This is a genomic window from Wolbachia endosymbiont (group B) of Dolichovespula media (genome assembly GCF_947179505.1).
Classification (GTDB): domain Bacteria; phylum Pseudomonadota; class Alphaproteobacteria; order Rickettsiales; family Anaplasmataceae; genus Wolbachia.
On the sequence record NZ_CAMXBR010000003.1, the window covers coordinates 814627 to 840136 of the forward strand.

The window sequence follows — 25510 nt, forward strand, 5'->3', positions numbered from 1 at the left end:
AGTTATATGAAGCATAAAAAGTATGATATTTAAATCTTAGTATAATGTCTATTGCCTTTGAATTTACTATGGCTATTCGCTATTTGCGAGCAAAGAATTCTAGATTTTGCTCTATAATGGCCTTGTTTTCTATTATTGGTATTGCTCTTGGAGTTGCAACGCTAATAGTAGTAATGTCTGTAATGAATGGGTTCAGAGCAAAGCTGCTCGACTCTGTACTTGGCATTAATGGCCATATTAATGTTTACTTTGATAGAAGCATAAATTCAGATTACCACGTAGTGTTAAAATCTATTGAGAAAATCCCAGGTGTATTAAAAGCTACTTCTATGACCAATGATCAAGTGATCGTTGCAGCAAATGGTGGAATTGTGGGTAGCGTAGTCCGTGGTGTGTCAACTAAAGACTTACTTAATAATACTACCGTTAAGAATAATGTAATTATGGGTAACGTGGAAAAATTCGATGAAGGTATCATAATAGGGGCAAGATTAGCAGAAGCTTTGAATATTGATTATGGTGATAACATTATGCTTATATCACCTGAAGGATTTGACGCATTGTCTGGTGAAATACCAAAAATGAAAGAATATAAAGTTGTAGCAATATTTGATATGGGTATGTTTGAGTATGATAATACTTTGGTGTATATGCCCATAAAGTCAGCTCAAGCTTTTTTTAATTATAAAGATAATGTGAGAAGTATAGAAGTGTTTGTAGATGATATTGCTATGGCTAATAAGCTAGCAAACGTTATAGCAAAAGAAACAGGAATGAGAGCTGAAAGTTGGCAATCTCAGCAAAGCCATTATGTTAATGCTTTAAAGACTGAAAGAAATGTGATGTTTTTAATTCTCACTTTAATTATAGTTGTAGCAGCATTCAATATTGTTTCAAGTTTGATGATGATAGTGCAAGAAAAGAAATCTGCAATTGCAATTATGCGTACATTTGGTGCAACAAGCGGAAGCATTATGCGCATATTTTGTGCTTGTGGATTGCTCATTGGTTTTACAGGAACTTGTCTTGGCTCTATTATAGGGGTTGTTTTTTCTCTCAATATTGAAAATATTAGAGTGTTTTTAGAAAACATTACCAACATCAAGCTATTTGATCCTATGATATACTTTTTTTCAAGTTTGCCAGTGATATTAGTTTCTCAAGATGTAGTGAACATTTCTGCACTTGCATTGTTCTTGTCATTTTTAGCAACAATTCCTCCTGCATTGCAGGCAGCTGCACAAGACCCAGCGGAGATATTACGTTATGAATGATACTCGAAAAAAATGCATAGGTTGGTTCTTAATTGTATTGTTATTTGCCAGCTATATTACAATAAATAACATAATATTTTTTAAAATAAATCAGCAAGAAAGTGAAGACAGTATAAGTGTTTTAACGGAAAAGATAGATGAACTTAGAATGTTGCTTGAAATTAATCAATCTAGGGTAGAAAAAAGGATATTTGACTTAAAGAGAAATCTTCACACTCAATGTGAGCAGGGTGATGGTAGTTTAAGGCATAAGAACCTCGCAAAGTTGCTGCTACTTGTGATTAAGATGAAGAATTCGTTATTGCGAGGAGCCAAGTTTGATAATCATATAAATTCAATAAAGCCTTTGATATCAGAGCTTGACGATCCAGAAATAGAAAATGCAGTAAATGAATTGGAAAATTTGAAAGAGGTAGATACTTTACGCGGGTTGAAATTGTCTTTTGAGAAGAACATGACTGTTATTAACTACAATAAAAGTAACTTGTTTAAAAAAATCATTTCAAATTGGATAAAGATAGATGATCGTAGTGATCCACTCAGGTTAAAGCTTGCGGAAATTGAAGAATTAATAAGCGATAATGATTGGCAGAGCATAGCCACCGCAATAAGTGACTTAACATACCCAGAATTCAAACCATGGCTTAATAAATTGAATGATTTTATTGTAGCTTTCAAGAATACTTCAATAATATATCGTCACTTATTACAATACATCTCATGATTTATTTTATAATTTTTGCTTTTTCTTTTTTATTTGGCATATGGATCAAGGTAAGTGGTGAAGTAATAAAATTGGAATTAGGCAATTACACTATAAGTATTGATCTATATTTCGTTATTCTTGCTTGCGTAGTCTTATTATTTTTATTGATTGCAGTTGCACGTTTTTGTTCTTCTATTTCATCAACATTTGCTAACATAAAAAATAGAAGAAGAAGTAGGGAAGAATTGCTTCTCTTTGAAGCTTTCTTTAGCTTAGACTTAGGTAATATAGAGAACACCAATAAGCTAATTAAAAATCTAAATGAAGAAAGTGATAAATTATCTTTAGTAAAGCTCTTTAATTCAGGTAAAACGGGAAATTACAGCTTTTTCAGCCATAATTTAACGAGTATTGCAAGTAAAAATCGCAACTTAGCTCTACTTCTGATCAATAAACTGATTATTCACCTAAAGCAAGAAAGGTTAGTCTTTCAAAAATTTATAGAATATTGCTCTAGTTCAATTAATGATAAAATTTTGTCTATTCCCTTTCAAATAGAGCATTGTATATTGCAAGAAGATTGGATAAATGCAATTTCAAAGTTAAAGGAAGCTATCAAATTCAATATTTTTCTTCCCTTTGATCGTAAAAAGATGTTAGCGGTTTTTTATTGCGCTTTAGCAAAGCAATACGAAAGTAAAGGAAGTTTTTACAAAGCTATAGATTATTTAGCTAAAGCACAAAGTTATTATGCAACTTTTCAGCCCATCAATTATTTAAAGGCAGAATTATATATCAAGCTTGAAAAAATCAGAAAAGCCTCTACAGTATTAGAGGAAGAGTATAGAGTAAATCCTACTCCTCAATCAGCTAGAATGTATATCAAGTTAAATAATAAAGGCGCTGAAAGACTATATAACTTACGCCCTGATTATTATTTTAGTTATTGCTTGCTTGCTTTGTCTTCAATTAGCTTAGGGAAATATGATCTTGCAAGTCAGCATTTAGATATTGCTATGAAAAAAGCTAATTACATATCAATCTACCTTGTGATGGTACAGCTCAAGATTATGCTACAAGAGTATGATCAAGCAATTTACTGGCTAAATAAGATGGACTCAGAAGCTGTGCCTGATCCAGATTGGAAATGTGTTGATTGTAATAAAGAGCTAAAGCAATGGGATTATAAGTGCTCAAGTTGCAATAGTCTTAATTGTATTTACCTTATATTATAAGACTCCATAAGGTGTGATACTTTTACATCGAGATTGCTTTAATATAATCTTTATCTCAAAACAGTAAATCTGTGAGTTTCTTAGTTAGGTTTGACTCCAATGTCAAAAAAACTTGTTTTTAGACATTATCAGTTATATATTTTAATAAATTAGAATTATATATAAAATGAAGAGCTTAAAGGAATTATCCTTAAGAATTAAAAATATTAAGTCTGTGCAGAAAATCACGAAAATAATGCAAATGGTTTCTGCAGCAAAATTATTACAAAGCCAAAAGAAATTATCAAATTCAAAATTGCATATATCTAAGCTGCATAGCATTATTTCTTCACTAGCGCTATCAGCGGATCAAGAGTTACTAGCAAGAATTCTAAATATCAATAATGAAGATTCTTTCCTAGTATTTATTATTGCATCTGATCGTGGTTTATGTGGCAGCTTCAACTCCTCTGTTGTTAAATTCAGTCAGGAGCATATAAACAAATTAATTGCAAATGATAAGAAAGTAGACATTGTTTTTTTTGGTAAGAAAGCTTTTGAGACAGGCAAAAATAGATTTAATTCTAAAAATATCTTGAAGGTTGAAAATAGTAAGGGAATCACACTAAAGCGTGTGGAAGCCTTGGTTAGTGATATAGATCTAAGTAAATACAATAAAGTTAAGGTTTTTTACAATAAATTCTATAATACCTTCATGCAAAAGCCAATATTAGAAACAATAAAACCATGGAGTAAAGACTCATTATTAATTGATAATTCTGTAGTTAGTCCTCTAACAGATTACAGCTATGAGTATGAACCACAAAATATTGAGTTTATTTTAAAATCTTTGACTCAAGATTATGTTACAGCTGCTCTTTATTCTGCTTTACTTGAAAGTGCAGCAAGTGAAAATAGTGCTAGGATGGTTGCTATGGAATCAGCAAACAGAAATACAAAAGAAATGCTAAATAAACTAGCATTACTTTATAATCGTTCTCGTCAAGCAGCAATTACAACTGATTTGATTGAAGTTATAGGTGGTGCAGAATCTTTATAGAAACTCAAGGAATGAAAAATGAATATATTAAATATTGCAGCAGATATCACTAAACTAATAAAAAAGCAGAATCAAGACGCAGAAGTTACAATATATGAAACTAATAAGACCTCGGTTTCTCAGCGTCTATCAAAAATTGAACAAATATCACAATCTAAAAACTGTACTGTCGGAATTAGAGCTATAGCAGGTAAGAACAAAGCTGCGTATATTTCCACAAACGATTTGAATAATCTTAGTAGTGCAGTGAGCCAAGTGGTGGAAATGGCAAAGAATGCCCAGGAAGATCCTTATATTAGTTTTGCTGTAGATGGCAGTAATTATATCTCTTCTGCAGATTTAAATATCTCAGATAATAATGTTGTAACAATTAATAAATTAAAAGAAATTACTGAAGCTACAGAAAATTCAGCTCTTGCACATAAAAATATTATTAATTCCGAAGGAGCTTCATCTTCACATACTTCAGTAAATACAGTATTATCAACCGTTTCTGGTTTTGTTGGTTCATTTAGTAAGTCAACTTTTGTTAATCAGGTTTCTGTTGTTGCTGGAGAAAAGAGTGAAATGAAAATAGGCTACGATTACGATGTAGCATGCAACTTCAGTGATTTAAAAACACCGGAGTCAATAGGGAAAGAAGCAGCAAAAAGAGCAATAGATCAATTGGATTCATGTACAATCAGGACAGGCAAATTTCCGGTTGTTTTTGAAAAAAGAGCAGCAAAAGAGCTAGTAAAGAGCTTTGCTTCTGCCATAAATGGTAGCAATATTGTAAATAATAGCTCTTTTTTGAGAAATAGTTTAAATACTCAAATTTTTAATACTGAGATTAGCATTATTGATGACCCATTGTTACCAAGGGGTATAACATCAAGACCGTTTGACGGGGAAGGAATAATGAGCAGAAGAAATGAATTTGTAAAAAATGGAGTACTGCAAAACTGGATTTTAGATCTATATTCGGCTAGGAAATTAAACTTGGAAACGACCGCAAATGCAACTCGTGCAAGTAATGCTGCAATTATTCCTTCAGCTAGTAATTTCTATTTCAAAAATGGTAATAGATCGTTTAAGGAATTAATTGAGGAAGTAAAAGAAGGAATATATGTAACTGATTTATTTGGTTTTGGTGTTAATTTAATCAATGGCGATTATAGTCAAGGTGCATGCGGATTTTTTATAGAAAATGGTAAAATAACGTATCCAATACACGAGATTACTGTTGCCGACAATTTGAAAAATATGTTTAGCAATTTAGTTGTTGCAAATGACCTAACTTTCTGTGGGCATTTTAATTCACCAACGATTAAAGTTAGCGAAATGACAGTAGCAGGTTCACTTAGTGATTAAAAATTTTAGTTGCATTAAGTACAATAATTGTGTACTATTACTATGTAATGTTAAGAATAGACTATGGAGTATAGAAGTTTAGTTGCAGTAACTAAGCTTAAAGCATTCTAAATCGTAATTTCAAAGTTTTTCATCACATTAATAATATTAGTTAGTAGTTTAGGAGTTATCCATATGGAATTTGGTAATATAAAATGGTTTAATGTTGAAAAAGGCTATGGTTTCATCAAGCCAGAAGGTAAAGGTGAGGACGTTTTTGTACATGTTAGTACATTAGAACGTTCAGGAATAAGACCTGATGCACTTCGAGGAGAGGATAAAAAGAAAGGAATGAAAGGGGAAAGAGTAAGTTATGAGCTTAAAGAGGAGCGTGGTAGGAACGGGGAAGATAAAAAGTCTGCAATAAATTTAAGATTAGAAGATTAGTCTATCGTGAAGCTTTTTAATAGGGTAATGTATTGTGAGTAACTTTCATGAAATGGGGCTTCCAACTTTGCTTAGGCAAGCTCTAAGTAAAAATAATCTTTGTATTCCAACCCCGATTCAAATGCAAGCGATTCCTCTAGCTCTCCAGGGCAAAGATATCCTTGGATCTGCTCAAACGGGAACTGGAAAGACTTTGGCATTTGCTATTCCACTGGTTGCTAAATTACTGAATGAGCCAAGCATTGGTTCAGCTTTAGTCATCGTGCCAACCAGAGAGCTTGCTCATCAGGTAACAAATGAGATAAGAAAACTCTTATCTCAAAATTTTGTACTAAGAGTCGCTTTGTTGATTGGAGGTGAGCCTATTTTTAGGCAGCTAAATCAGCTTCAGAAAAAACCACAAATCATAATAGGTACTCCTGGTCGTATTATAGATCATATTGAGCGTAAAGCTTTGATTACTCGCAATGTCAGCACTCTTGTGCTTGATGAAACGGATCGTATGTTTGATATGGGCTTTGGAATTCAAATTGAAGGGATCATGAAATATCTGCCAAAAATACGTCAGACTCTTATGTTTTCTGCAACTCTTCCTAGTGATATAGTTAAACTTACTGAGAAGTACCTTAATCAGCCAGAGCGTGTTTCTGTTGATTGTCAGGCTACAACTTCTGCAAAAATTAAGCAAGAAATTGTTTATGCGTCAGAATCAGAAAAATATGGAAAACTTGTTACACAATTATGTCAGCGCAAAGGATCGATCATTATTTTTGTCAAAACAAAGCGAGGAGCAGATCAGCTAGCTGACAAATTGCACAAAGATGACTATAGCGCTTTGGCAATTCATGGTGATTTAAGGCAGCACAAGCGTGAAAGAGTCATTAATTCTTTTCGTCGTGGCCGCAATCGAATCATGGTTGCAACAGATGTTGCTTCTCGCGGCCTTGATATTCCGCACATTCAACATGTTATCAATTATGATGTACCACAATCGCAAGCTGATTATGTTCATCGTATAGGTAGAACTGCACGTGCGGGAGCTGAAGGATTTGCATTATCTTTTGTTACACCTCAAGATCAGAGAAGACTGCCTGCACTAGCAGATAAAGAAGGAGAGCCAAATTTTGATTGTAGTATGCAATCTCAAAAACGTAACGGCAAAAAGATCTTTAAAAGGCCAAGTACGTTAAAGGCTAAATACGGTAGAAAAAAGATCAATGTATTTAAGAAGAAAAGCAGAGTACTAGAAAAAGCGTATTAATGTACTTAACTATTCTTCTATTCTTTAAAAGCTCCAGTAAGCTTGCTGCAAAGTGAAGTGATTGGAGGATGGTAGAAAGAATATATAGCTAGCCCAAATTAGATTTACCTACAATTTGATAATCTTAATTCTGCTGCTTATAATGTTTTGAGATTATCACAACGGTATAATGTTAGGCTGTGTGGGCTATAATCTGTAGCTTCATTCAATTTGGCTACAACGAGCTGCTAGATTTCAGTTTTTTTAATAATTGTGTGCTACTAATTATATATAAATTTACACTTTTAAAGAGAATAGATGATTTCTAAAAATTTAGAGGCAAGTTTAAATAGAGCGTTACAGATTGCTTCTGATTGTAAGCTTAAATATGCAAAAGTGGAACATTTGTTGCTAGCATTAACCAAAGATGTGGATGTAAATTATGTTTTATCAAGATGTAACATCAAAGCTGGTGAAATTATAAATATAGATAATATTATATTAAGGAATGATCATGGTAATAATACAAAAGGTTTTTTACAAGACAACTCCGAATTAACTGTCAATAAAGTTGAGCCTGATGTGCTATTTCAACGCATAATACATAAAGCCATGATACGAGCTCATCGTCTGGGAAGAAAAGAAATAAATGGAGTAAGTATTCTATTAGAGATTCTGTCTGAGCAAGATTTATACATTGAAGAGCTATTACGCAAACAGAATGCAAAGGATTCTAATTTGATTTATAACATATCCAATATAAAATATTCAGGTGATATAGAAGAATATGTAACTAATCGCAGGATAAAACTTGATAAGAATAACGATATCTCTACTGTAGCAAATAAAGGTGAATTATTAAAAGATGAAGAAGTTCTACAAAATTATTGTAGAAATTTAAATGATTATGCAAGAAGCAAAAAAATAGATTATGTCATTGGTCGTGATTATGAATTAAATCGCACTATAGAAATCTTGCTAAGACGCAGAAAAAATAACCCTTTATATGTCGGAGAACCAGGTGTTGGTAAAACAACAATAGTTGAAGGCTTGGTATTGAAAATTATTGAAGGTAGTGTTCCGAGTGCACTGAGATCCAGCATAATTTATGCTTTGGATTTAGGATCACTTCTTGCAGGAACACGCTATAGAGGTGACTTTGAAGAGAGAATAAAATCTATAATAAAAGTAATTGAGGCAAAACCTGGCGCTATTCTTTTCATTGATGAAATACACACTATTATTGGAGCAGGTTCAACAAGTGGCAGCTTTCTTGATGCTGGCAATCTGCTCAAACCTGCACTTGCAAGAGGTGCGTTGCGTTGTATAGGTGCAACTACATATAGAGAATATAGCAATAGCTTTGAAAAGGATAAAGCATTAGCAAGGAGGTTTCAAAAAATTAATGTAAAAGAGTCTTCTATTAATGATACAGTAAAGATACTAGATGGTATAAAGCATTACTATGAAAGGTATCATGGAGTATATTACACGAAACATGCCATTAAATCTGCAGCTGAACTTTCACACAAGTATATTACTGGGCGAATATTACCTGATAAAGCAGTTGATGTTATAGATGAAGCAGGGGCATATTGTAAGTTACAAAAAAGCAGGCGAAAAATTATAAACAGTAGAGACATTAAGAGTACTATCGCTAGGATTACAAACGTACCTTGCGGGTTTGATGATATGCAAAGAGTAAAATCTTTGAAAGAAAATCTCAATAGGGCCATTTTTGGTCAAGAGCAAGCGATAGAGTTTCTCGTTAATTCTATTAAAATTGCTAAATCTGGTCTGAGAAGTTACAATAAACCCTTGGCAAAGTATCTTTTTGCAGGGCCAACTGGTGTAGGTAAGACTGAGCTTGCGAAGCAACTAGCACAAAATATGGGTATGAACCTTATTCGGTTTGATATGTCTGAGTATATGGAACCTCACACAATATCTAGAATGATTGGTTCCCCTCCTGGATATGTGGGTTACGATCAAGGTGGATTGCTTACAGAATCTGTATCTAATAATCAATATAGCGTAGTACTTCTTGATGAAATTGAGAAAGCTCATAGTGATATTTATAATATATTACTACAAATCATGGATTATGGTTGTGTTACAGACACTTACGGACGTAAGGTTAATTTTTCCAATACGATTTTAATTATGACAACCAATGCAGGGGCATTTGAACGTAACAAAAGTTCTATTGGCTTTGGGTATAAAAACTTTAACATCAGTGACAGCGAAAAAGCAATGGAACGGGTTTTTAGCCCTGAATTTCGTAATCGTCTTGATGCAGTCATTTCCTTTTCTGATTTGGATGCGGATGTCATTTTGCACATTGTGGATAAATTTATTCAGGAATTAAAAAAACAACTTGTGCAGAAGGGTATAAGCTGCTCAGTGGAAGAAGAAGTAAAGTCTTATCTTGCTCAAACAGGTTATAGCAAAGAAATGGGAGCACGCCCAATAGAGAGGCTGATTGAAAAAGAGATAAAAAGTCATTTGGCTGAAGAAATACTGAATCGTCGATTAATTAAAGGAAAGAAATTAAGGATTTATATTGGTAAACACGGAATTGCTTTTGATATAGTTTAAATTCTTGCTTGAGTATTAAATTTGTAGTATAGTCACTATTTTTTAATGAGGCTATAGTGGCAAGTTTAACCAGAAATCAATATTACAGTAATCAAGATTTACAGAACTTATTTTCAAGGCTGGGAATAAAAGCAGAAGAAGTAATAAGCCAGGAGTTTGATGATGTACTTAAGTTAGTTGAGCGGCGCTTTAGAAGAGCTTCATTAAAATGTCACCCTGATAAAGTAGTAGGAGAGAAAGAGAAAAAAATAGCTGAAGAAAAGTTTAAAAAACTTAGTGCAGATAAAGATAAGCTAGAGAAATATCTTAACGACTTAAAAGCAGGAAGAACTCCTGGCATATCTATAACATTACAGCGAGAAGTGCAGGAAAAACAAAGGAGAATCAATGAGATTCTATTGCGTAGAGAGAAAGCTGTGAATAGAGCATGTTTATTTTTTATATTAGCAAATGTGGTACTTGGTCCGTCGCCTCAAGTCAAATATTGCTTATCACAACTTGCTAACAGTGGCAAAGTGCAAAATATTGCTTATAAATTTTATGCATTCAGCATCGGAGTTTGGCCATGGTTATTTATTATATCCTTTTGTAGTATTATCTATGCAGCAAGTAAACAAAGAGGCTCACAAGAAGAAAATCTAGATAGGTTAAATAGAAGATACAATCTACTTATTGCTGCTGATAATTATGTGCTATGTATAGCAGCAGCGTTTGCTGTGTGCAGTTTAGTATCGGAAATTGCACAAAATGGCTGGCCTGTTCAATATGGAATGGTGCTTATGGCTAATTTACTATTAGATTTATTACTTATTGCTTTACTTAGAACTTTTATAAAAGCTTTTGAACTATATGGTGAATACTGTATCCAGTGTTTATATGAAGAAGATGCGGAATTTAGTTATAAAGAAAAATTTGCATGGTATGACTACAAATTAGTACTTATGCCGCTCGTTCTTCCTATTGTTAAAATGTATTTTGAAGATTTAGTTCAAGAAAAACCACAACAGCATACTACTGATCCTAAAGTTACACCTTTAAATATAGGCGTAGGAACAAGAGCATAAAAAGGTCTTTGCTTCAACTATAGTTTTTGCTACACTTTGAGTAAATTTGAAGATATTAATGAGTGAAGAAGTAAAACAAATCCTAAGTTACTACGAAAGTGAAAACCCTGGAGTAAAAGCGAATCTTACTCGCATTCTTATGCATGGGAAACTTGGTGGAACTGGCAAGTTAGTAATTCTCCCTGTAGACCAGGGATTTGAGCACGGACCAATAAAAAGTTTTGAAGTTAACCCTGATGCTTACGATCCACATTATCATTTTCAGCTTGCAGTTGATTCAGGAGTAAGTGCATACGCTGCTCCGCTTGGTATGATCGAAGCTGGTGCTTCAACTTATGCTGGAATGCTACCACTTATTTTGAAGCTTAATAGCGCTAACTCTTTGCACTCAAAAAGCTTAACTTCAGATCAAGCAATAACTTCCTCTGTAAAAGATGCTCTACGTTTGGGCTGCGTGGCTGTTGGGTTTACTATATATCCTGGTTCTGCTAAGTGTTTTGATATGATGGAAGAAGCTCGCAAAATTATAGCTGAGGCTAAATCTTGTGGCCTTGCTGTAGTGCTATGGTCTTATCCACGTGGTGAAGGGATTTCCAAAGAAGGTGAAACAGCAGTTGATGTCATTGCTTATGCTGCGCATATAGCGGCTTTGCTCGGTGCCAACATAATAAAAGTAAAACTTCCAACCAACCATATGGAAAGAGAAAAAATAGAAAATATTGAATCATTATTCAAAAGAATTGAATATATTAAAAAGTCTTGCTTTGCAGGAAAAAGAATAGTAGTTTTCTCTGGTGGTGAGTCAAAGTCAGTGGGTGATATAAGTAGTGAGGTAAAAGAAATTAAGCAAGGCGGTGGTAATGGCTCAATAATTGGGCGTAATACTTTTCAACGCAAAAGAGAAGAAGCTTTATCTATGCTAAAAGATATAATTAATATCTACGCATAAAAAAATGGCTGGGTGGCAGAATGGCTTATGCGGAGGACTGCAAATCCTTTTATACCGGTTCAATTCCGGTCCCGGCCTCTTACTCCAATTAGATCATTGATTTTATTTAAATCGAAATAAGATTCCTATACTAATAAAATCTCAAATTAACAAATTTGGCTACCTAGAATTACTAGATAAAAATACTAATCAAGTTGTTGTTTCCCTTCAGAAAAATTAGTTTTTTCTCTGCATAGAAACTATATACTTACTATTTCGATAAACCTCAATCTTTCTAAGTTATTCTTGTTGCATGGTAAAAAATAAACTAAAAATGAGCAAAGTGTTTTACAAAATGATATTGCGTAATTTACTATTTTTGCTACCACCTGAAATTGCTCACTTCTTGTTAATAATGGCGTTAAAAAAAATGCCCTTTAAGAAACCTATAGAGCTACCAGAGTCTTTAAATGTAAACTTTTTTGGTAATAAACTTAGAAGTCCTGTGGGTCTTGCCGCAGGCTTTGATAAGAATGCGGAAGTTCTAAGGCCCATGCTCTCATTTGGTTTTGGATTTATTGAGGCTGGTACTGTAACTAAATATCCCCAATATGGAAACAAAAAACCGAGAATTTTTCGGTTAATTAAAGATGAAGGAATAATTAATAGATTGGGATTCAATAATAAAGGGGTGGACTATTTTCTTAAGCAGATAAGTGAAACTAAGCTTGATAATTGCATTTTTGGCATCAATATAGGAAAAAACAGTACATCAAAGGACCAAATCAGCGATTATGTTGACTTAATAAAGATAGTATATGGAAAGAGCAATTATATAGTACTGAACATCTCATCCCCAAATACACCTAACTTGCGTGATTTACACAACAAACAAGAATTATCCAAGTTGTTGAAGTCTATTACTCTAACCAAAAAATCAATTGATAGCTCTGAATCAATACCGATAATATTAAAAATTTCTCCAGATATAGATCAGCAAACGAAAGAAAATATCGCTGAGCTTGTGTTGGAATATAAGATTGACGGATTAACAGTAAGCAACACTACGGTAAGTAGAGATAATCTGCATTTCCACCACAACGAAAGTGGCGGATTGAGTGGTAAACCACTGTTCAAACTTTCAACTGAGTTATTGAGCGATATGTACAAACTTACTAAGGGCAAAATATTGTTGATAGGATGCGGAGGAATCTCAAGTGGTGCTGATGCATATAAAAAAATAAAGGCAGGAGCCTCTTTGGTACAGTTGTACACTGCTCTCATATACCACGGACCTCAAGTTGTAAACAAAATTAATCTAGAACTTGCAGAACTAATAAGGAGAGATGGATTTAGTAACATTAGTGAGGTGGTGGGTTGTATACATTAATTTTGGAAGTTGGTGGTATTATTTTAGTAAAATAATACTAATTTTTTAGTATAAAGGTGTGGTAGGAAGTGCTTTTCTTTTAAATAATGGGTATGAAGAGTTTGAATGATGCAATATCTAAGATCATTGATTATAAATTTACAAATTATGCAATATTAGAAGAGGCACTAACTCACCCAAGCGTAAATAAAAGGAATAGCAAAAACCAGATTGTAAGCTACGAAAGACTAGAGTTTTTGGGCGATAGTGTTTTGAATATGGTCGTATCTGCCATACTGTTTAAACTATTTCCTGAAGAAAAAGAAGGAGCATTGGCAAAAAGAAAAACGGATTTAGTTTGTGGCAGTACCATTGCTAATGTTGCTAAAGAAATAGAGTTAGGTAACTTTATTATCATGAATAATAGTGAACGTTGTAACGGAGGAAAATGTAACTTAAAAAATTTAGAAAATTCGCTTGAAGCACTAATAGGTGCAATTTATATTGACGGCGGACTTGAGAGTGTTGAGAAATTTATTATCCGACATTGGGAAAAGCTAGCTAAGGACATCCTCGATCCTCCTCAAGATCCTAAAACTTCACTGCAAGAATGGACTCAGAGAAATAAATTACCTTTACCAAAGTATGAGCTTGTAAAACAAACTGGACCAGCACACAATCCTGAATTTACTATATCAGTTTGCATAGAGAGTTATGACAAAGTTTCTGCATGTGCTCCTAGTAAGAAAATTGCTGAACAAAAAGCTGCTGAGTTGATCCTAGAAAAAATTGAAAAAACGACTTAGTTTAATCAAAATAGCCGTTAGCATAAATTTAAAGTAAGCTAAGCTCTTTAGTTCAGCTTACATATTTTTTTATCTCAGCCAGAATCTTATCAGATTGACTTTCATCTGAATTTAAATCAGCTACAAAGTGTGTGACATATTTTCCTTCAGGGCCAATAAGGTATATTATTGAAGAATGGTTAATTTCCTCTTCTCCACCTACTTTGCTTGCATATACTTTATACTTTGCAACTACTTCATCTATTTTTTGTCTTTCACCAGTTAGCATTTGTATTCTATGGTCAAATTGCTGCTGAAATTCTTTAAGACTTTCTGTGTCATCACGCTCGGGATCAACTGTAATAAAAAATGTTTGTAGTTTGTTGTTAGTTTTTTCATCTAACTTTGCAAGTGTTTCTGAAATTATTCCGAGGTTCATAGGGCAAATTCTTTTACATGAGGAAAATCCGAAAAAAATCATCATATACTTATCTTTAAAATCACTACTGCGTACTATTTGTCCATCTTGGTTAATTAAAGAAAAATCCCCACCTATTTTAATTTCTGTATTGTATGGGACAAAGATGCCTTTCTTAGTAAAATAACAATAACCTAAGAAGACAGCTGCTAATGCTATTAGTAGACTAGACAATAACCTTATAGACTTTACCATTAAAGCGTTCCTAATAAAATTAAATCATATATTAACTAGTTGACTGATTCAACATATTCCTTCCAAAGTGGATTGTTAATTTTGTCTAACAGTTTCTTATGCTCATCAAATTCTTCACTACTTGGTGAGTGTTCTCTGCGAGCTAAATTACGCACTTTATGCTGAATAAACGTAGAGTTATTGTCCTGAGCACATTCATTATTAAATAAAAAGGTTTGCAATCCTCCTGTAAGCTCAACATAGACCTTTGCAAGCAATTGAGCATCAACTAATGCTCCATGCAATTCTCTACCTTCCAACGATATATCAAAACGTTTACATAATGCATTTAAAGAAGCAGGTGATCCTACAAACTTTTTTCTTGCAAGTGGTAATGTATCTAGCACTCTATCTGAGGAAATTAACCCAGCATTTAACTTGCCTAACTCCATATTAAGGAACTTAACATCGAATTCAGCATTATGAATCACCAAAATGTCATTGGATATGAAGTCAAGAAATTCAAGTGCAACATCTGAGAATAGTGGTTTATCTTCCAAAAACTCCTCACTAATACCATGAATCTTAAATGAGTGGTAAGGTATATCTCTCTCTGGATTAAGATATCGATGAAATGTTTTACCTGTTGGAATACGGTTAATTAGTTCTACACATCCTATCTCAATAATTCGATGGCCAGACTCAGTGTCAAGACCTGTAGTTTCAGTATCAAGTACTATTTCTCGTAGCTTGCTTTCCATCAGTTGTCATTTGTTGTTGAATTTTTATCAGTACTTGCCTTCTTATAGTTAATAGAAACAAGCAACCAGGTTGGGTCTGATGAATTAATATTTTTTTTGAATTGCCATACATCCTCAACTTTGTTAATAGTAGACATACTACCTGATATGATGTCTCCTTCACCATTCTTAACGAAGTTAATTTGCTCTGAAAGGAAGTATACTGCAATAAATACTACGTTTTTTACTAGTTTTATTTCTAAGATTTTTTGTGAAACAATAGAAACAATTATAGACTCGTGTATCTCTTTACGATGTTTAATCTTATCCACAAAGCTGTTATACAAATCTTTGTCCAGAAGAGATTTTAATTGAGGTAAATTTCCTTGGTTGAAATATTTAATTATTAATTCAAAAGCTATGCTTGAACCTTCTATAAAATTGGAAATAGAGAACTCTCTGTTTTTTTGTAATATTTGTTCATAAGTAGCTTCTATTGAACTTTTGTTATTGCTATAAGTATAATCTTCGATATTTTCTACCACATCCTCTTTACTTTGACTTACATCTAATACACCTGTTAGCTTTTTTAGATTGAGACTGGATGATCTTCCTAAAGAATTATATAAGCGTGAAAAAATAAACGCCGCTAGTAAAGCATATATTACAAGCTCTATCATGGTAACTTACTCCTTGATATATAAAGTATCTAAATATTATTAATTATTGATAAAAATATGTTTTTCATATTAACCTATAGTTAGGTTTACTATTCATTTGTAAATGGATATATTATATAAGAAAGTATTAAACATCTCAACTTAATTAAAGGAGACGTAAGAAATGTCACAACACAAAATGAAAATTCATGGTCAGTATGTCAAAGATTTTTCGTTTGAGAATCCAAATTCGCCATTCCTTCCTTCTAGTAAAGCTCCTGATATTAATGTAATGGTTAATATTAATTCAGCAAAATTAGAAGGAACAGAAAATAAAAAAGGAATAAGTGAAGAAAAGCCTTTTCATGAAATTACTTTGCATATAGAAGCCAAAGCAACGGTAAAAGATGAAGATGTAAAAGATGATATAGCTTTCATTTGCGAGGTAAAGTATTGCGGTATTTTTTCAATAGAAAACTTTACAGAGCTAAGTGAAGAAGAGGTGAGACAAGCTTTATTTATTGGTGGACCTACTTTTCTTTTCCCTTTTGCAAGAGAAATAATTGCAAGAACTACAAGTAGTGGCGGGTTTCCTCCACTTATGCTAGATCCTATAGATTTTGAAACTATGTATCAGCAGCAAAGTCAACAACAAAAAAGTAGCGCTAGTAATTCCAATTTTAACTAATACAGGATGAACAATTCTTTAAATGCAAAGACGACTTTAAATATTGATGGAAGGTTATATAACTACTTTAACCTAAGTAACGCTGGTAAATTCTTAGGAGTAGATTTAACAAAATTGCCTTGCTCACTCAAGGTATTGCTTGAAAATTTATTGCGTAACGAAGATGGAGTGAGCGTAAAATTGGGTGACATAAAAACACTAGCAAGTTGTGTCAATAAACATGTCAATCACGAAATTAGCTATAAACCAGCAAGGGTATTGATGCAAGATTTTACGGGAGTTCCTGCTATTGTTGACTTAGCTTCGATGCGTAATTATGTGAAGAAAAACGGGGGCAACCCAAGCAAAATAAATCCATCTGTACTTGTTGATCTTGTGATCGACCACTCTGTTCAAGTGGACAGTTACGGAAGCACTTCCGCATTTTGTAAAAACGTTGAATTGGAAGTGAAAAGAAATTTAGAGAGATATCAATTCTTAAAATGGGGAGAATCATCCTTCACAAATTTTAGAGTAGTGCCACCAGGTACTGGAATTTGCCACCAAGTGAATCTTGAATATTTAGCGCAAGTTGTATGTAACGATAGCGGAGTTCTATATCCAGATACCTTAGTTGGTACGGACAGCCACACTACTATGGTGAATGGTTTATCGGTTCTTGGTTGGGGTGTTGGTGGAATAGAAGCTGAATCTGTGATGCTTGGTCAGCCAATTAGTATGGTGATTCCAGAAGTAGTAGGATTTAAATTAATTGGAAAACTTTCAGAAGGAGTAACTGCAACCGATCTAGTGCTGACGATTACCAATGTTTCAAGAATAAAAGGCGTTGTTGGCAAATTTGTGGAATTCTATGGTGATGGATTAGATTATTTATCTTTGGCAGATAGAGCAACCATAGCTAATATGGCTCCAGAATATGGTGCAACTTGTGGATTCTTTCCAATTGATCAGAAGACACTAGATTATTTAAACTTAACCGGAAGGCCAAAAGAGTTGGTTAAATTGGTTGAAGTCTATGCAAAAGAACAAGGGCTGTGGCGTAGTAATGACGAATTGGCGTTCTTTGACACACTGGAGCTTGATTTATCGAGCGTAGAGCCAGTAATGGCCGGTCCAAAAAGACCGCAAGATAAGGTTTTTCTTTCGCAAGTGGCAGAATCTTTTTCTAAATCATTTCCAGTTAATGAGTCAGAGGAAAGCGATAAACTCCAAGATGGAAGTGTAGTTATTGCAGCAATAACAAGTTGCACTAATACTTCAAACCCAAGCGTAATGATTGCTGCTGGACTTGTAGCGCGTAATGCAGTCAACCTTGGATTAAAATCAAAGCCTTGGGTTAAAACTTCTCTTGCTCCAGGGTCACAAGTTGTAACAGAATATTTAGAAAAGTCAGGGTTACAGGAAGATCTAAATGCTTTGGGTTTTAATTTGGTTGGGTATGGCTGTACAACTTGTATTGGAAACTCCGGTCCGCTTAATGAAGATATAGAAAGTGATATTAAGGATAAAAACTTGACTGTTGCAGCAGTTTTATCCGGTAATCGTAACTTTGAAGGAAGAATCCATCCTTCAGTCAAAGCTAATTACTTGGCCTCTCCGCCACTTGTTGTTGTTTATGCACTTGCAGGCACTGTACAAATTGACCTGACAAAAGATCCTATATGCAGAGATAAGAATGGAAATGATGTTTATCTCAAAGATATATGGCCAAAAAATGATGAAGTTGAGAACTGTGTTAAAAGTGTTGTAACACGTGAAATGTTCATACAAAAGTATAAGGATGTTTTCTCTGGTGATGAGCATTGGCAAAAGATAAAGTGTGAGAAAAGTGAAATCTACAACTGGAATGAGAAAAGTACTTATATACAAAACCCTCCTTATTTTGATAATTTATTGACTGACAATGATAAAAGCAACATTTTTGATATAAAGGATGCACGAATACTCGCGATATTTGGCGATAGCGTGACTACCGACCACATTTCTCCCGCTGGAAATATTGCCTCAAATAGTCCTGCAGGCATATATTTAAAAGGTCTTGGAGTTGAACCGCAAGATTTCAATTCATATGGATCTCGCCGCGGTAACCACAACGTAATGATGCGTGGAACCTTTGCTAATATCAGAATAAGAAATAAAATGGTGAGTGCTGAGGGTGGCTATACAAAACATATTCCTTCTCAAGAAACTATGTCAATTTTTGATGCAGCAATGCAATATAAAAGAGAAGCTGTTCCATTAGTTGTCATTGCAGGAAAAGAATATGGTACGGGTTCAAGTAGGGATTGGGCAGCAAAGGGTACTGCATTGCTGGGAATTAAAGCTCTGATTGCAGAAAGTTTTGAACGCATACATAGGTCCAATTTGGTCGGTATGGGTGTTCTTCCACTTGCATTTCAGGATGGAGTAACGAGAAAGATATTTGATGGTAGTGAGATAGTGAGCATAAAAGGTGAAGTAGTACCAAATGGAAATCTAGAATGTATCATTAAAAGAAAGGATGATTCAGAGCAATCCATTCAACTCAAGTGCTGTGTACAAACTGCAACTGAGGTTAAGTACTTGATGAGTGGTGGGGTGTTGAGCTATATACTTGCGCAGTCCTTTTGAGCTATCACATTCATCAACTAGGTTTTTTGAATCGATTCTGGCTCTTTATTTAAATAATAATTTATTCGATGTAAAGTTATGATATAATCTTATCTTATATATGGTAAAGGGTGTTTTGTAGATAATTATGATCAGTTCTATACAAGAACCTAACGCATTACGAAAACGATTGCAGGCATTTTATCGTGCTGATGAAAAAAGTCACGTACGCTATCTTGTAGAAAAATCAGAACTTTCGGCTGATTCAAAAAACATAATTTACAATATTGCAAAACAAATTGTCGAAAAGATTAGAGGTAGTAAATTAGGCATTATAGATTCTTTTATACAACAGTACTCACTTTCTAACGACGAAGGAGTAGCGCTAATGTGTCTTGCTGAATCATTACTTAGAATACCAGACGATTACACAATAGATGAATTGATCAAAGATAAAATTGCCAACCAAGAATGGAATAAACACCTGGGGCGTTCCTCTTCATTGTTTGTTAATGCTTCTACATGGAGTTTAATTATAGGAAGCAGTATATTGAGAAATAATGAAGAGGATTCAAAATTCTATCACATAATTTCCAGGTTATTGAAAAATTTAGGAGAGCCAATAATCCGCAAAGCGGTGAAACAAGCAATATCCATTCTTGGCAAGCATTTTATTGTTGGAGAAACTATAGAAAAAGCATTGGAAAGTGTGAAGTCAGATGACTACAGTAAGTATTTATGCTCTTTTGATATGCTTGGTGAATCTGCTTGCACAGTTGAGGATGCGGAAGAGTATTTTAATTTATATATGCATGCAATAAAAGCCATAGGTGAATCTGCTGACATAAATGATTGCTTTAAATCTCAAGGGGTTTCAATCAAATTGTCTTCACTGCACTCACGTTATGAATTTAGCCAATTTGGTAATATAGCTGAAGAGCTGAGAGCTAAGTTGCTGGAACTGTGTCATGAAGCGAAGAAATATAACATTTCACTTTGTATAGATGCAGAAGAATCAGAAAGACTTGAGATGTCATTAGTTTTATTTGAGCAATTGCGTCTTGATGATTCACTTTCTAAGTGGGAGGGGCTTGGCTTGGCTGTGCAAGCGTATCAAAAACGTGCTTTATCTGTTCTTGATTTTGTTGAAGATGTTGCCATTCGATCAAAGCATAAAATTATGGTGAGGCTTGTAAAAGGAGCATATTGGGACTCAGAAATCAAGCGCACACAAGAATTAGGGTTAATTGGTTATCCGGTGTTTACTAGAAAAAGCTACACAGATGTATGCTATCTTGCCTGTGCGCAGAAACTTTTAAGCAAAGAGAATCACTTTTATCCATGTTTTGGAACTCATAATGCTTATACTTTTGCTACTATAATAGAGCTTGCCGATAAAAATCATCCTGGTTTTGAGTTTCAGCGCTTACATGGAATGGGTAAAAGTTTGTATGATTATGCAATTTCAGAACTTGCAACAAGCATCAATTGTCGTATATATGCACCAGTTGGTAAACATAGTGATTTATTGCCATACCTTATTAGGCGCCTTCTTGAAAATGGAGCTAATAGCTCGTTTGTCAATCAAGTAAATGATTCTGACGTTAAAATTGAAGAATTAGTCTCAGATCCATTAGAAAAAGTAAAAATCTTAGAGTATGAGCCTCATCCAAGCATTCCGTTGCCACGAGATATTTTTGGAGAGGAAAGAAAAAACTCCTTGGGAATGGATATTAGCGATTCAATTGCAGTTTCACAATTTGCAAATGATGTAAGGGAATTTAGTGAAAAGAAATGGCAAGTTGGCCCAATAATTGATGGAGAGTCGTTTCTTGACAGTGCGAAATTTACCGAAGTAGTGAATCCTGCACATTTGGAAAATGTAATTGGAGAAGTGTCAAGTGCAACAAGTGCTCAGGCTTTAAATGCTCTTGAAATAGCACATAGTGCTTTTACTAAGTGGCAGAATGTTTCAGCAGAAGAGCGCGCTAAATGCCTTGAAAAAGCTGCAGATTTGCTTGAGGAAAGGATGAAAGAGTTAATTTATATTCTGATTGTAGAAGCAGGAAAAATTTTATCCGATGCAATAGCAGAAGTAAGAGAGGCAATCGACTTTTTGCGCTATTATGCAATGATAGCAAAAAATGAACTGAATGACTGGAAAAAATTGCCAGGTCCAACAGGTGAAGATAACTTCATCTTTTTTGAAGGCAGAGGAGTTTTCTTATGCATATCACCGTGGAATTTTCCACTCGCTATCTTCATTGGACAGGTTTCAGCTGCACTTGCAGCAGGTAATGCAGTGCTGGCAAAACCGGCAGAGCAAACGCCGATTATTGCCTATGAAGCCGTTAAGATACTACACGAAGCTGGAATACCAAAAAATGTGCTACACCTTATTCCAGGGGATGGTTGGTATTTAGGTAAAACATTAGTACCAGATAATAGAATTTCCGGTGTAGCTTTTACTGGTTCAACACAAACTGCTCAAATAATTAATCGAATGCTTGCTAGTAGAGATGGTCCTATTGTGCCACTTATCGCTGAGACTGGTGGATTAAATGCTATGATTGTTGATAGTTCTGCTCTTTTAGAGCAGGTAACTAAGGATGTTTTAATTTCTGCATTTCGCAGTGGCGGTCAACGTTGTTCTGCTCTCAGAGTGCTATTTATTCAAGAAGATATAGCAGAAAAACAGATAAAAATGATATGCAATGCAGCTCAAGAACTAAAGATAGGTGACCCAATACAACTGAGCACAGATATTGGTCCAATAATTGACAAAGCATCTATTGATGTGCTCACTAAACATACGGAAAAAATATCAAGGGATGAAGATTCAAACCTTTTGTCCAAGGTACCCATGGATACAAATTCTTATAATGGTTATTTTTTTCCTCCGTATATTTATGAGATACAAAAAATTTCGCAATTAAAGCAAGAAGTGTTTGGGCCTATTTTACATATAATACGTTTTAATAAGTTGCAGTTAAATGAAGTTATAAGTGATATAAACAATACAGGATATGGACTTACGTTTTCTTTGCAAAGCCGTGTACAAAGTCAGATCGATTTAATAAGCAAGAAAATATCAGTTGGAAATGTATACATCAATCGCAATCAAATAGGTGCAGCAGTTGGAACACAACCATTTGGCGGTAGAGGACTGTCAGGTACCGGACCAAAAGCTGGTGGTCCTAATTATCTGCAACGTTTTTCTATAGAAAAGGTTGTAAGTGTCAACACTACAGCATGTGGAGGTAACATTACACTTGCGTGTTTGGATTGATTTGCAATTTCTAAATTGGAAGTCCGTGCAGTTGTGTATGCAGTACTAAAACCTAAAACTCATACACTGAAAGGATAGTTGTGATTCTAAGGAGGCTTCAAAGGAAGTCTTGTCTTTAATAAAAGAAAAAGGTTGCTATAATTCTGATAAAAGCACTATAAACAAAATGAATTTAAAAAATATCTTATTAGCGTTTTTAGTACAATTTATATTCGATTTGTCATTATTTGCAGCTGATCCTATTTTGCTTAATTGTATTGAAACTCCAGGGATTTATGATCTTGAAACAAGGCCAAAAAGCTTTAACTCTTCAAATAATTTAAGAAGAAAACCTGGCTCTCCAAATAATGCAGCAGGAGAATTAATAAATGTAGTGGGTAGAGTTACTGATGTAAATTGCTTACCGATACAAAATGCTGTGGTTTCTATATGGCACGCAGACTCACTTGGTATGAGCTATTATGATGAAAATGTGGAGCTTGATCCAAATTTTGCTGGATCAGGAAGATTTGTAGTAAATAACCTTGGCTATTATAATTTTATTACAATAGTACCAGGTAAAATTGGTGATAGGGCTCCACACATCAACTTTTTGGTCCAACATCCAGATTTTCCAGAATTCACAACACAAATGTTTTTTGCTGATCATAATTGCGATAACTGTGATGATCTTCTTTTTGGTAATCTTATTGAGAGTGGACTTGCAAGCCTTCTGATAGCACCATTTACTTATAACAATCAGGCCATGAAGACCTACACATTTAATATAACCCTAGGTGGGCATAACAAATTTTCTGATAAAAGATAAAGCCCTTGCATATCAGGGGAGTTCATAGTAGTCTTAAGCGCTATTGTACTTAAAATGTATATGAAAAATATCTTACTAATGTTTTTACTATGTTTTATGTGCAGCTTACAATTATTTGCAACGGAGATGTCAACGATGAAGATAACAATTTCTAAAGCTTTACCCGATTTTGAGACGCTAGTGGTAGGTTTGTTTGAGGGTGATAAGCTCATAACTAATGTTCTACAAGATAAGCAAGCTATAGATAACATCAAGAAATTTAGTGGTTTTAATGGAGGTTTTGGTGAATTTTTCTCCGTTACTTCATCAGAGGGAAAAAATATTATAGTTGCTGGTCTTGGAATGAGAGATGAATGGGATGAAAGCAAAGGATTAAATATTGGTGGTAAAATATATTGTGAGCTAAGCAGATTAAGAATCAAGCGAGCAGCTATTTCAATCGAGGGCAGTACAGCAAATGTTGCATATGGAGCATTTCTGCGCAGTTTCAAGTTTAATAAGTATAAAACTAAAAAGGATGAAAAAATTACAGAAGTAGAGGAAATTACATTATTAGTAAAAGATGAACAGTTAAGTAGCATTGAAAAATCATTTGAGCGTTTAAAACACGAAGGTGAAGGCATCTTTCTTGCACGTGCTTTTACTACTGAGCCACCTAATATTTTATATCCAGAGTCTTACGCTAATCGTATAAAAGCTGAACTTACTAAACTTGGTCTTGAGGTTGAAGTGCTTGATAAAAAGCAAATGGAAGAGAAAAAAATGGGAGCCCTGCTTGGAGTAGCACAAGGAAGTAGTAAAGAGCCAAAGTTAGTGGTGATAAAATGGAATGGGGCTTCTCAAGAACAAAAACCAATAGCTTTTATAGGCAAGGGTATAACGTTTGACACTGGTGGAGTGTCACTTAAACCCTCACGCGGTATGGAGTCAATGAAATATGACATGGCAGGTTCTGCTACTGTAGTTGGAGTGATGCGTACTCTAGCTGGGCGAAAAGCAAAAGTAAATGCAATTGGTGTGGTTGCACTTGCAGAAAATGCAGTGGATGGTAATGCTCAAAGACCGAGCGATGTAGTCACTTCAATGTCTGGACAAACAATAGAAATATTAAATACCGATGCAGAGGGAAGACTAATACTTGCGGATGCTTTATGGTATACACAAGATAGATTTGCACCGAAATTTATGATCGACCTTGCAACTTTAACTGGTGCTATAGTGGTTGCACTGGGAAATAATGAATATGCTGGTCTTTTTTCAAATAACGATGAATTAGCGAATCATCTGATTGATGCAGGAAATGAAGTAAATGAAAAATTATGGCGCTTTCCTATGAATGAAACTTATAACAAAATTATTGATTCGCCGATTGCTGATGTGCAAAATATAGCTCCTGCAGGTTCTGGTGGAGATAGTATAATGGCTGCACAGTTTCTACAGCGTTTTGTAAACGACACTTGTTGGGCACATTTAGACATTGCAGGCACTGCTTGGCACGAAAAAGGCACTGATATTTCTCCAAGAGGGGCAGTAGGTTTCGGTGTAAGGTTGCTAAATAAGTTGGTTGAGAAGTATTATGAGATTGATAATTAAGGATCTTTGTATTGAGTTTATAGCTTAATTTACGGCTACATGAATGTCTATTTATAAGACGTAGAAAATGATATCATCAAAGTAACTTACATTTTCTTTTTTGGGGATTCTAAAGTTACACACTTGAGCAGCATCAAGAGAAAGTATTTTGTTCAAATGATGATTGTAATAATGGACTATTAAAACTTTAAAGCTATTTAGCATTGACGGTGTATACTTAAGTGTTAAAATAAAATAAGAAGTTTTTAGGAGTTTATATGGCAGCAGGCGGGAAAGCGAAAACAGCTAGTAAAAATAACCCTACTCAGCGTAAGAAAGCTGAGCAAAAAATGTATAAAGATAAACCGGTAAAACCTGTTAGATATATAGATCGTGACTCGCGCATGAATTATATGTCTGCTCAATATGACAACGGCAATCTGGTTGAAGATGAGGTAAGCTGCAATCCTATAAAGTGGGAAGCTGTATAATAGTT

21 protein-coding genes and 1 tRNA gene are annotated in these 25510 nt (G+C 34.3%); 19 read left to right on the plus strand and 3 right to left on the minus strand.

Translation table 11 applies throughout. From position 1 onward, the window contains the following. Positions 1 to 44: 44 nt before the first annotated feature. From OM967_RS06555 to rnc, 13 genes are all read left to right on the plus strand, one after another. Positions 45 to 1274, plus strand: coding sequence for a lipoprotein-releasing ABC transporter permease subunit (locus tag OM967_RS06555; RefSeq protein ID WP_211907733.1), 1230 nt, complete (start codon positions 45 to 47; stop codon positions 1272 to 1274). Beyond that, positions 1267 to 1998: a hypothetical protein gene (locus OM967_RS06560; protein ID WP_211907734.1), complete on the plus strand. Its 732-nt coding sequence runs from the start codon at positions 1267 to 1269 to the stop codon at positions 1996 to 1998. The genes OM967_RS06555 and OM967_RS06560 overlap by 8 nt, the downstream gene beginning before the upstream one ends. Then, positions 1995 to 3215 (plus strand): tetratricopeptide repeat protein, encoded by a 1221-nt coding sequence (locus OM967_RS06565; RefSeq protein ID WP_250120268.1) that lies wholly within the window; start codon positions 1995 to 1997, stop codon positions 3213 to 3215. Before OM967_RS06560 ends, OM967_RS06565 begins: the two co-directional genes overlap by 4 nt. 166 nt (positions 3216 to 3381) lie before the next feature. After that, complete coding sequence (atpG, locus tag OM967_RS06570; protein WP_211907736.1) at positions 3382 to 4254, plus strand: ATP synthase F1 subunit gamma; 873 nt, start codon at positions 3382 to 3384, stop codon at positions 4252 to 4254. A gap of 18 nt (positions 4255 to 4272) precedes the next feature. Further along, positions 4273 to 5607 carry a TldD/PmbA family protein gene (locus tag OM967_RS06575; RefSeq protein WP_264337814.1) on the plus strand — a complete coding sequence of 445 codons (1335 nt, stop codon included), beginning with the start codon at positions 4273 to 4275 and terminating at the stop codon, positions 5605 to 5607. Between the two features lie 174 nt (positions 5608 to 5781). Beyond that, positions 5782 to 6033, plus strand: a complete 252-nt coding sequence (locus OM967_RS06580; protein WP_006015726.1) for a cold-shock protein — start codon at positions 5782 to 5784, stop codon at positions 6031 to 6033. A gap of 34 nt (positions 6034 to 6067) precedes the next feature. Then, a complete protein-coding gene (locus OM967_RS06585; RefSeq protein ID WP_264337815.1) occupies positions 6068 to 7294 on the plus strand; it encodes a DEAD/DEAH box helicase in 1227 nt (408 codons plus the stop codon). Positions 7295 to 7591: 297 nt separating this feature from the next. Next, entirely contained in the window at positions 7592 to 9871 is a 2280-nt protein-coding gene (locus tag OM967_RS06590; RefSeq protein WP_264337816.1) for an AAA family ATPase, read from the plus strand. A 56-nt stretch (positions 9872 to 9927) separates the two neighbouring features. After that, positions 9928 to 10935 carry a molecular chaperone DnaJ gene (locus OM967_RS06595; RefSeq protein ID WP_211907740.1) on the plus strand — a complete coding sequence of 336 codons (1008 nt, stop codon included), beginning with the start codon at positions 9928 to 9930 and terminating at the stop codon, positions 10933 to 10935. Positions 10936 to 10993: 58 nt separating this feature from the next. Continuing rightward, positions 10994 to 11884, plus strand: a complete 891-nt coding sequence (locus OM967_RS06600; RefSeq protein ID WP_211907741.1) for a class I fructose-bisphosphate aldolase — start codon at positions 10994 to 10996, stop codon at positions 11882 to 11884. Positions 11885 to 11890: 6 nt separating this feature from the next. Beyond that, positions 11891 to 11962: transfer RNA gene (locus OM967_RS06605), tRNA-Cys, on the plus strand. Between the two features lie 214 nt (positions 11963 to 12176). Next, on the plus strand, positions 12177 to 13253 hold the full coding sequence (locus OM967_RS06610) for a quinone-dependent dihydroorotate dehydrogenase (RefSeq protein ID WP_211907742.1): 1077 nt from the start codon (positions 12177 to 12179) through the stop codon (positions 13251 to 13253). A gap of 92 nt (positions 13254 to 13345) precedes the next feature. Further along, positions 13346 to 14038, plus strand: a complete 693-nt coding sequence (rnc, locus tag OM967_RS06615; protein WP_211907743.1) for a ribonuclease III — start codon at positions 13346 to 13348, stop codon at positions 14036 to 14038. Positions 14039 to 14090: 52 nt separating this feature from the next. Here rnc and OM967_RS06620 read toward each other — a convergent pair whose 3' ends face one another. From OM967_RS06620 to OM967_RS06630, 3 genes are read right to left on the minus strand one after another with little or no spacing between them, the layout of a single operon-like run. Beyond that, positions 14091 to 14690, minus strand: a complete 600-nt coding sequence (locus OM967_RS06620; RefSeq protein WP_211907744.1) for an SCO family protein — start codon at positions 14688 to 14690, stop codon at positions 14091 to 14093. Positions 14691 to 14725: 35 nt separating this feature from the next. Continuing rightward, positions 14726 to 15430, minus strand: a complete 705-nt coding sequence (gene dnaQ, locus OM967_RS06625; protein ID WP_250120272.1) for a DNA polymerase III subunit epsilon — start codon at positions 15428 to 15430, stop codon at positions 14726 to 14728. Next, positions 15430 to 16089 carry a Tim44/TimA family putative adaptor protein gene (locus OM967_RS06630; RefSeq protein ID WP_250120273.1) on the minus strand — a complete coding sequence of 220 codons (660 nt, stop codon included), beginning with the start codon at positions 16087 to 16089 and terminating at the stop codon, positions 15430 to 15432. The genes dnaQ and OM967_RS06630 overlap by 1 nt, the downstream gene beginning before the upstream one ends. A gap of 163 nt (positions 16090 to 16252) precedes the next feature. Here OM967_RS06630 and secB point away from each other — a divergent pair, with 163 nt between their 5' ends. From secB to OM967_RS06660, 6 genes are all read left to right on the plus strand, one after another. Then, complete coding sequence (secB, locus tag OM967_RS06635; RefSeq protein ID WP_007302467.1) at positions 16253 to 16756, plus strand: protein-export chaperone SecB; 504 nt, start codon at positions 16253 to 16255, stop codon at positions 16754 to 16756. A 6-nt stretch (positions 16757 to 16762) separates the two neighbouring features. After that, complete coding sequence (gene acnA, locus OM967_RS06640) at positions 16763 to 19366, plus strand: aconitate hydratase AcnA (protein WP_264337817.1); 2604 nt, start codon at positions 16763 to 16765, stop codon at positions 19364 to 19366. 127 nt (positions 19367 to 19493) lie between these two features. Further along, positions 19494 to 22634 carry a bifunctional proline dehydrogenase/L-glutamate gamma-semialdehyde dehydrogenase PutA gene (gene putA, locus OM967_RS06645; RefSeq protein WP_264337818.1) on the plus strand — a complete coding sequence of 1047 codons (3141 nt, stop codon included), beginning with the start codon at positions 19494 to 19496 and terminating at the stop codon, positions 22632 to 22634. Between the two features lie 166 nt (positions 22635 to 22800). Then, positions 22801 to 23442 (plus strand): protocatechuate 3,4-dioxygenase, encoded by a 642-nt coding sequence (locus OM967_RS06650; protein ID WP_264337819.1) that lies wholly within the window; start codon positions 22801 to 22803, stop codon positions 23440 to 23442. Positions 23443 to 23538: 96 nt separating this feature from the next. Further along, a complete protein-coding gene (locus OM967_RS06655) occupies positions 23539 to 25035 on the plus strand; it encodes a leucyl aminopeptidase (RefSeq protein ID WP_211907751.1) in 1497 nt (498 codons plus the stop codon). A 257-nt stretch (positions 25036 to 25292) separates the two neighbouring features. Further along, complete coding sequence (locus OM967_RS06660; protein ID WP_211907752.1) at positions 25293 to 25505, plus strand: hypothetical protein; 213 nt, start codon at positions 25293 to 25295, stop codon at positions 25503 to 25505. The last annotated feature ends 5 nt before the right edge of the window (positions 25506 to 25510 follow it).

Coding starts and splice junctions, on each gene's coding strand:
- OM967_RS06555 (WP_211907733.1), top strand. CDS start 45: ATGTCTATTGCCTTTGAATTTACTATGGCTATTCGCTATTTGCGAGCA.
- OM967_RS06560 (WP_211907734.1), top strand. CDS start 1,267: ATGAATGATACTCGAAAAAAATGCATAGGTTGGTTCTTAATTGTATTG.
- OM967_RS06565 (WP_250120268.1), top strand. CDS start 1,995: ATGATTTATTTTATAATTTTTGCTTTTTCTTTTTTATTTGGCATATGG.
- atpG (WP_211907736.1), top strand. CDS start 3,382: ATGAAGAGCTTAAAGGAATTATCCTTAAGAATTAAAAATATTAAGTCT.
- OM967_RS06575 (WP_264337814.1), top strand. CDS start 4,273: ATGAATATATTAAATATTGCAGCAGATATCACTAAACTAATAAAAAAG.
- OM967_RS06580 (WP_006015726.1), top strand. CDS start 5,782: ATGGAATTTGGTAATATAAAATGGTTTAATGTTGAAAAAGGCTATGGT.
- OM967_RS06590 (WP_264337816.1), top strand. CDS start 7,592: ATGATTTCTAAAAATTTAGAGGCAAGTTTAAATAGAGCGTTACAGATT.
- OM967_RS06600 (WP_211907741.1), top strand. CDS start 10,994: ATGAGTGAAGAAGTAAAACAAATCCTAAGTTACTACGAAAGTGAAAAC.
- OM967_RS06610 (WP_211907742.1), top strand. CDS start 12,177: ATGGTAAAAAATAAACTAAAAATGAGCAAAGTGTTTTACAAAATGATA.
- rnc (WP_211907743.1), top strand. CDS start 13,346: ATGAAGAGTTTGAATGATGCAATATCTAAGATCATTGATTATAAATTT.
- OM967_RS06620 (WP_211907744.1), bottom strand. CDS start 14,690: ATGGTAAAGTCTATAAGGTTATTGTCTAGTCTACTAATAGCATTAGCA.
- dnaQ (WP_250120272.1), bottom strand. CDS start 15,430: ATGGAAAGCAAGCTACGAGAAATAGTACTTGATACTGAAACTACAGGT.
- OM967_RS06630 (WP_250120273.1), bottom strand. CDS start 16,089: ATGATAGAGCTTGTAATATATGCTTTACTAGCGGCGTTTATTTTTTCA.
- secB (WP_007302467.1), top strand. CDS start 16,253: ATGTCACAACACAAAATGAAAATTCATGGTCAGTATGTCAAAGATTTT.
- acnA (WP_264337817.1), top strand. CDS start 16,763: ATGAACAATTCTTTAAATGCAAAGACGACTTTAAATATTGATGGAAGG.
- putA (WP_264337818.1), top strand. CDS start 19,494: ATGATCAGTTCTATACAAGAACCTAACGCATTACGAAAACGATTGCAG.
- OM967_RS06650 (WP_264337819.1), top strand. CDS start 22,801: ATGAATTTAAAAAATATCTTATTAGCGTTTTTAGTACAATTTATATTC.
- OM967_RS06655 (WP_211907751.1), top strand. CDS start 23,539: ATGTGCAGCTTACAATTATTTGCAACGGAGATGTCAACGATGAAGATA.
- OM967_RS06660 (WP_211907752.1), top strand. CDS start 25,293: ATGGCAGCAGGCGGGAAAGCGAAAACAGCTAGTAAAAATAACCCTACT.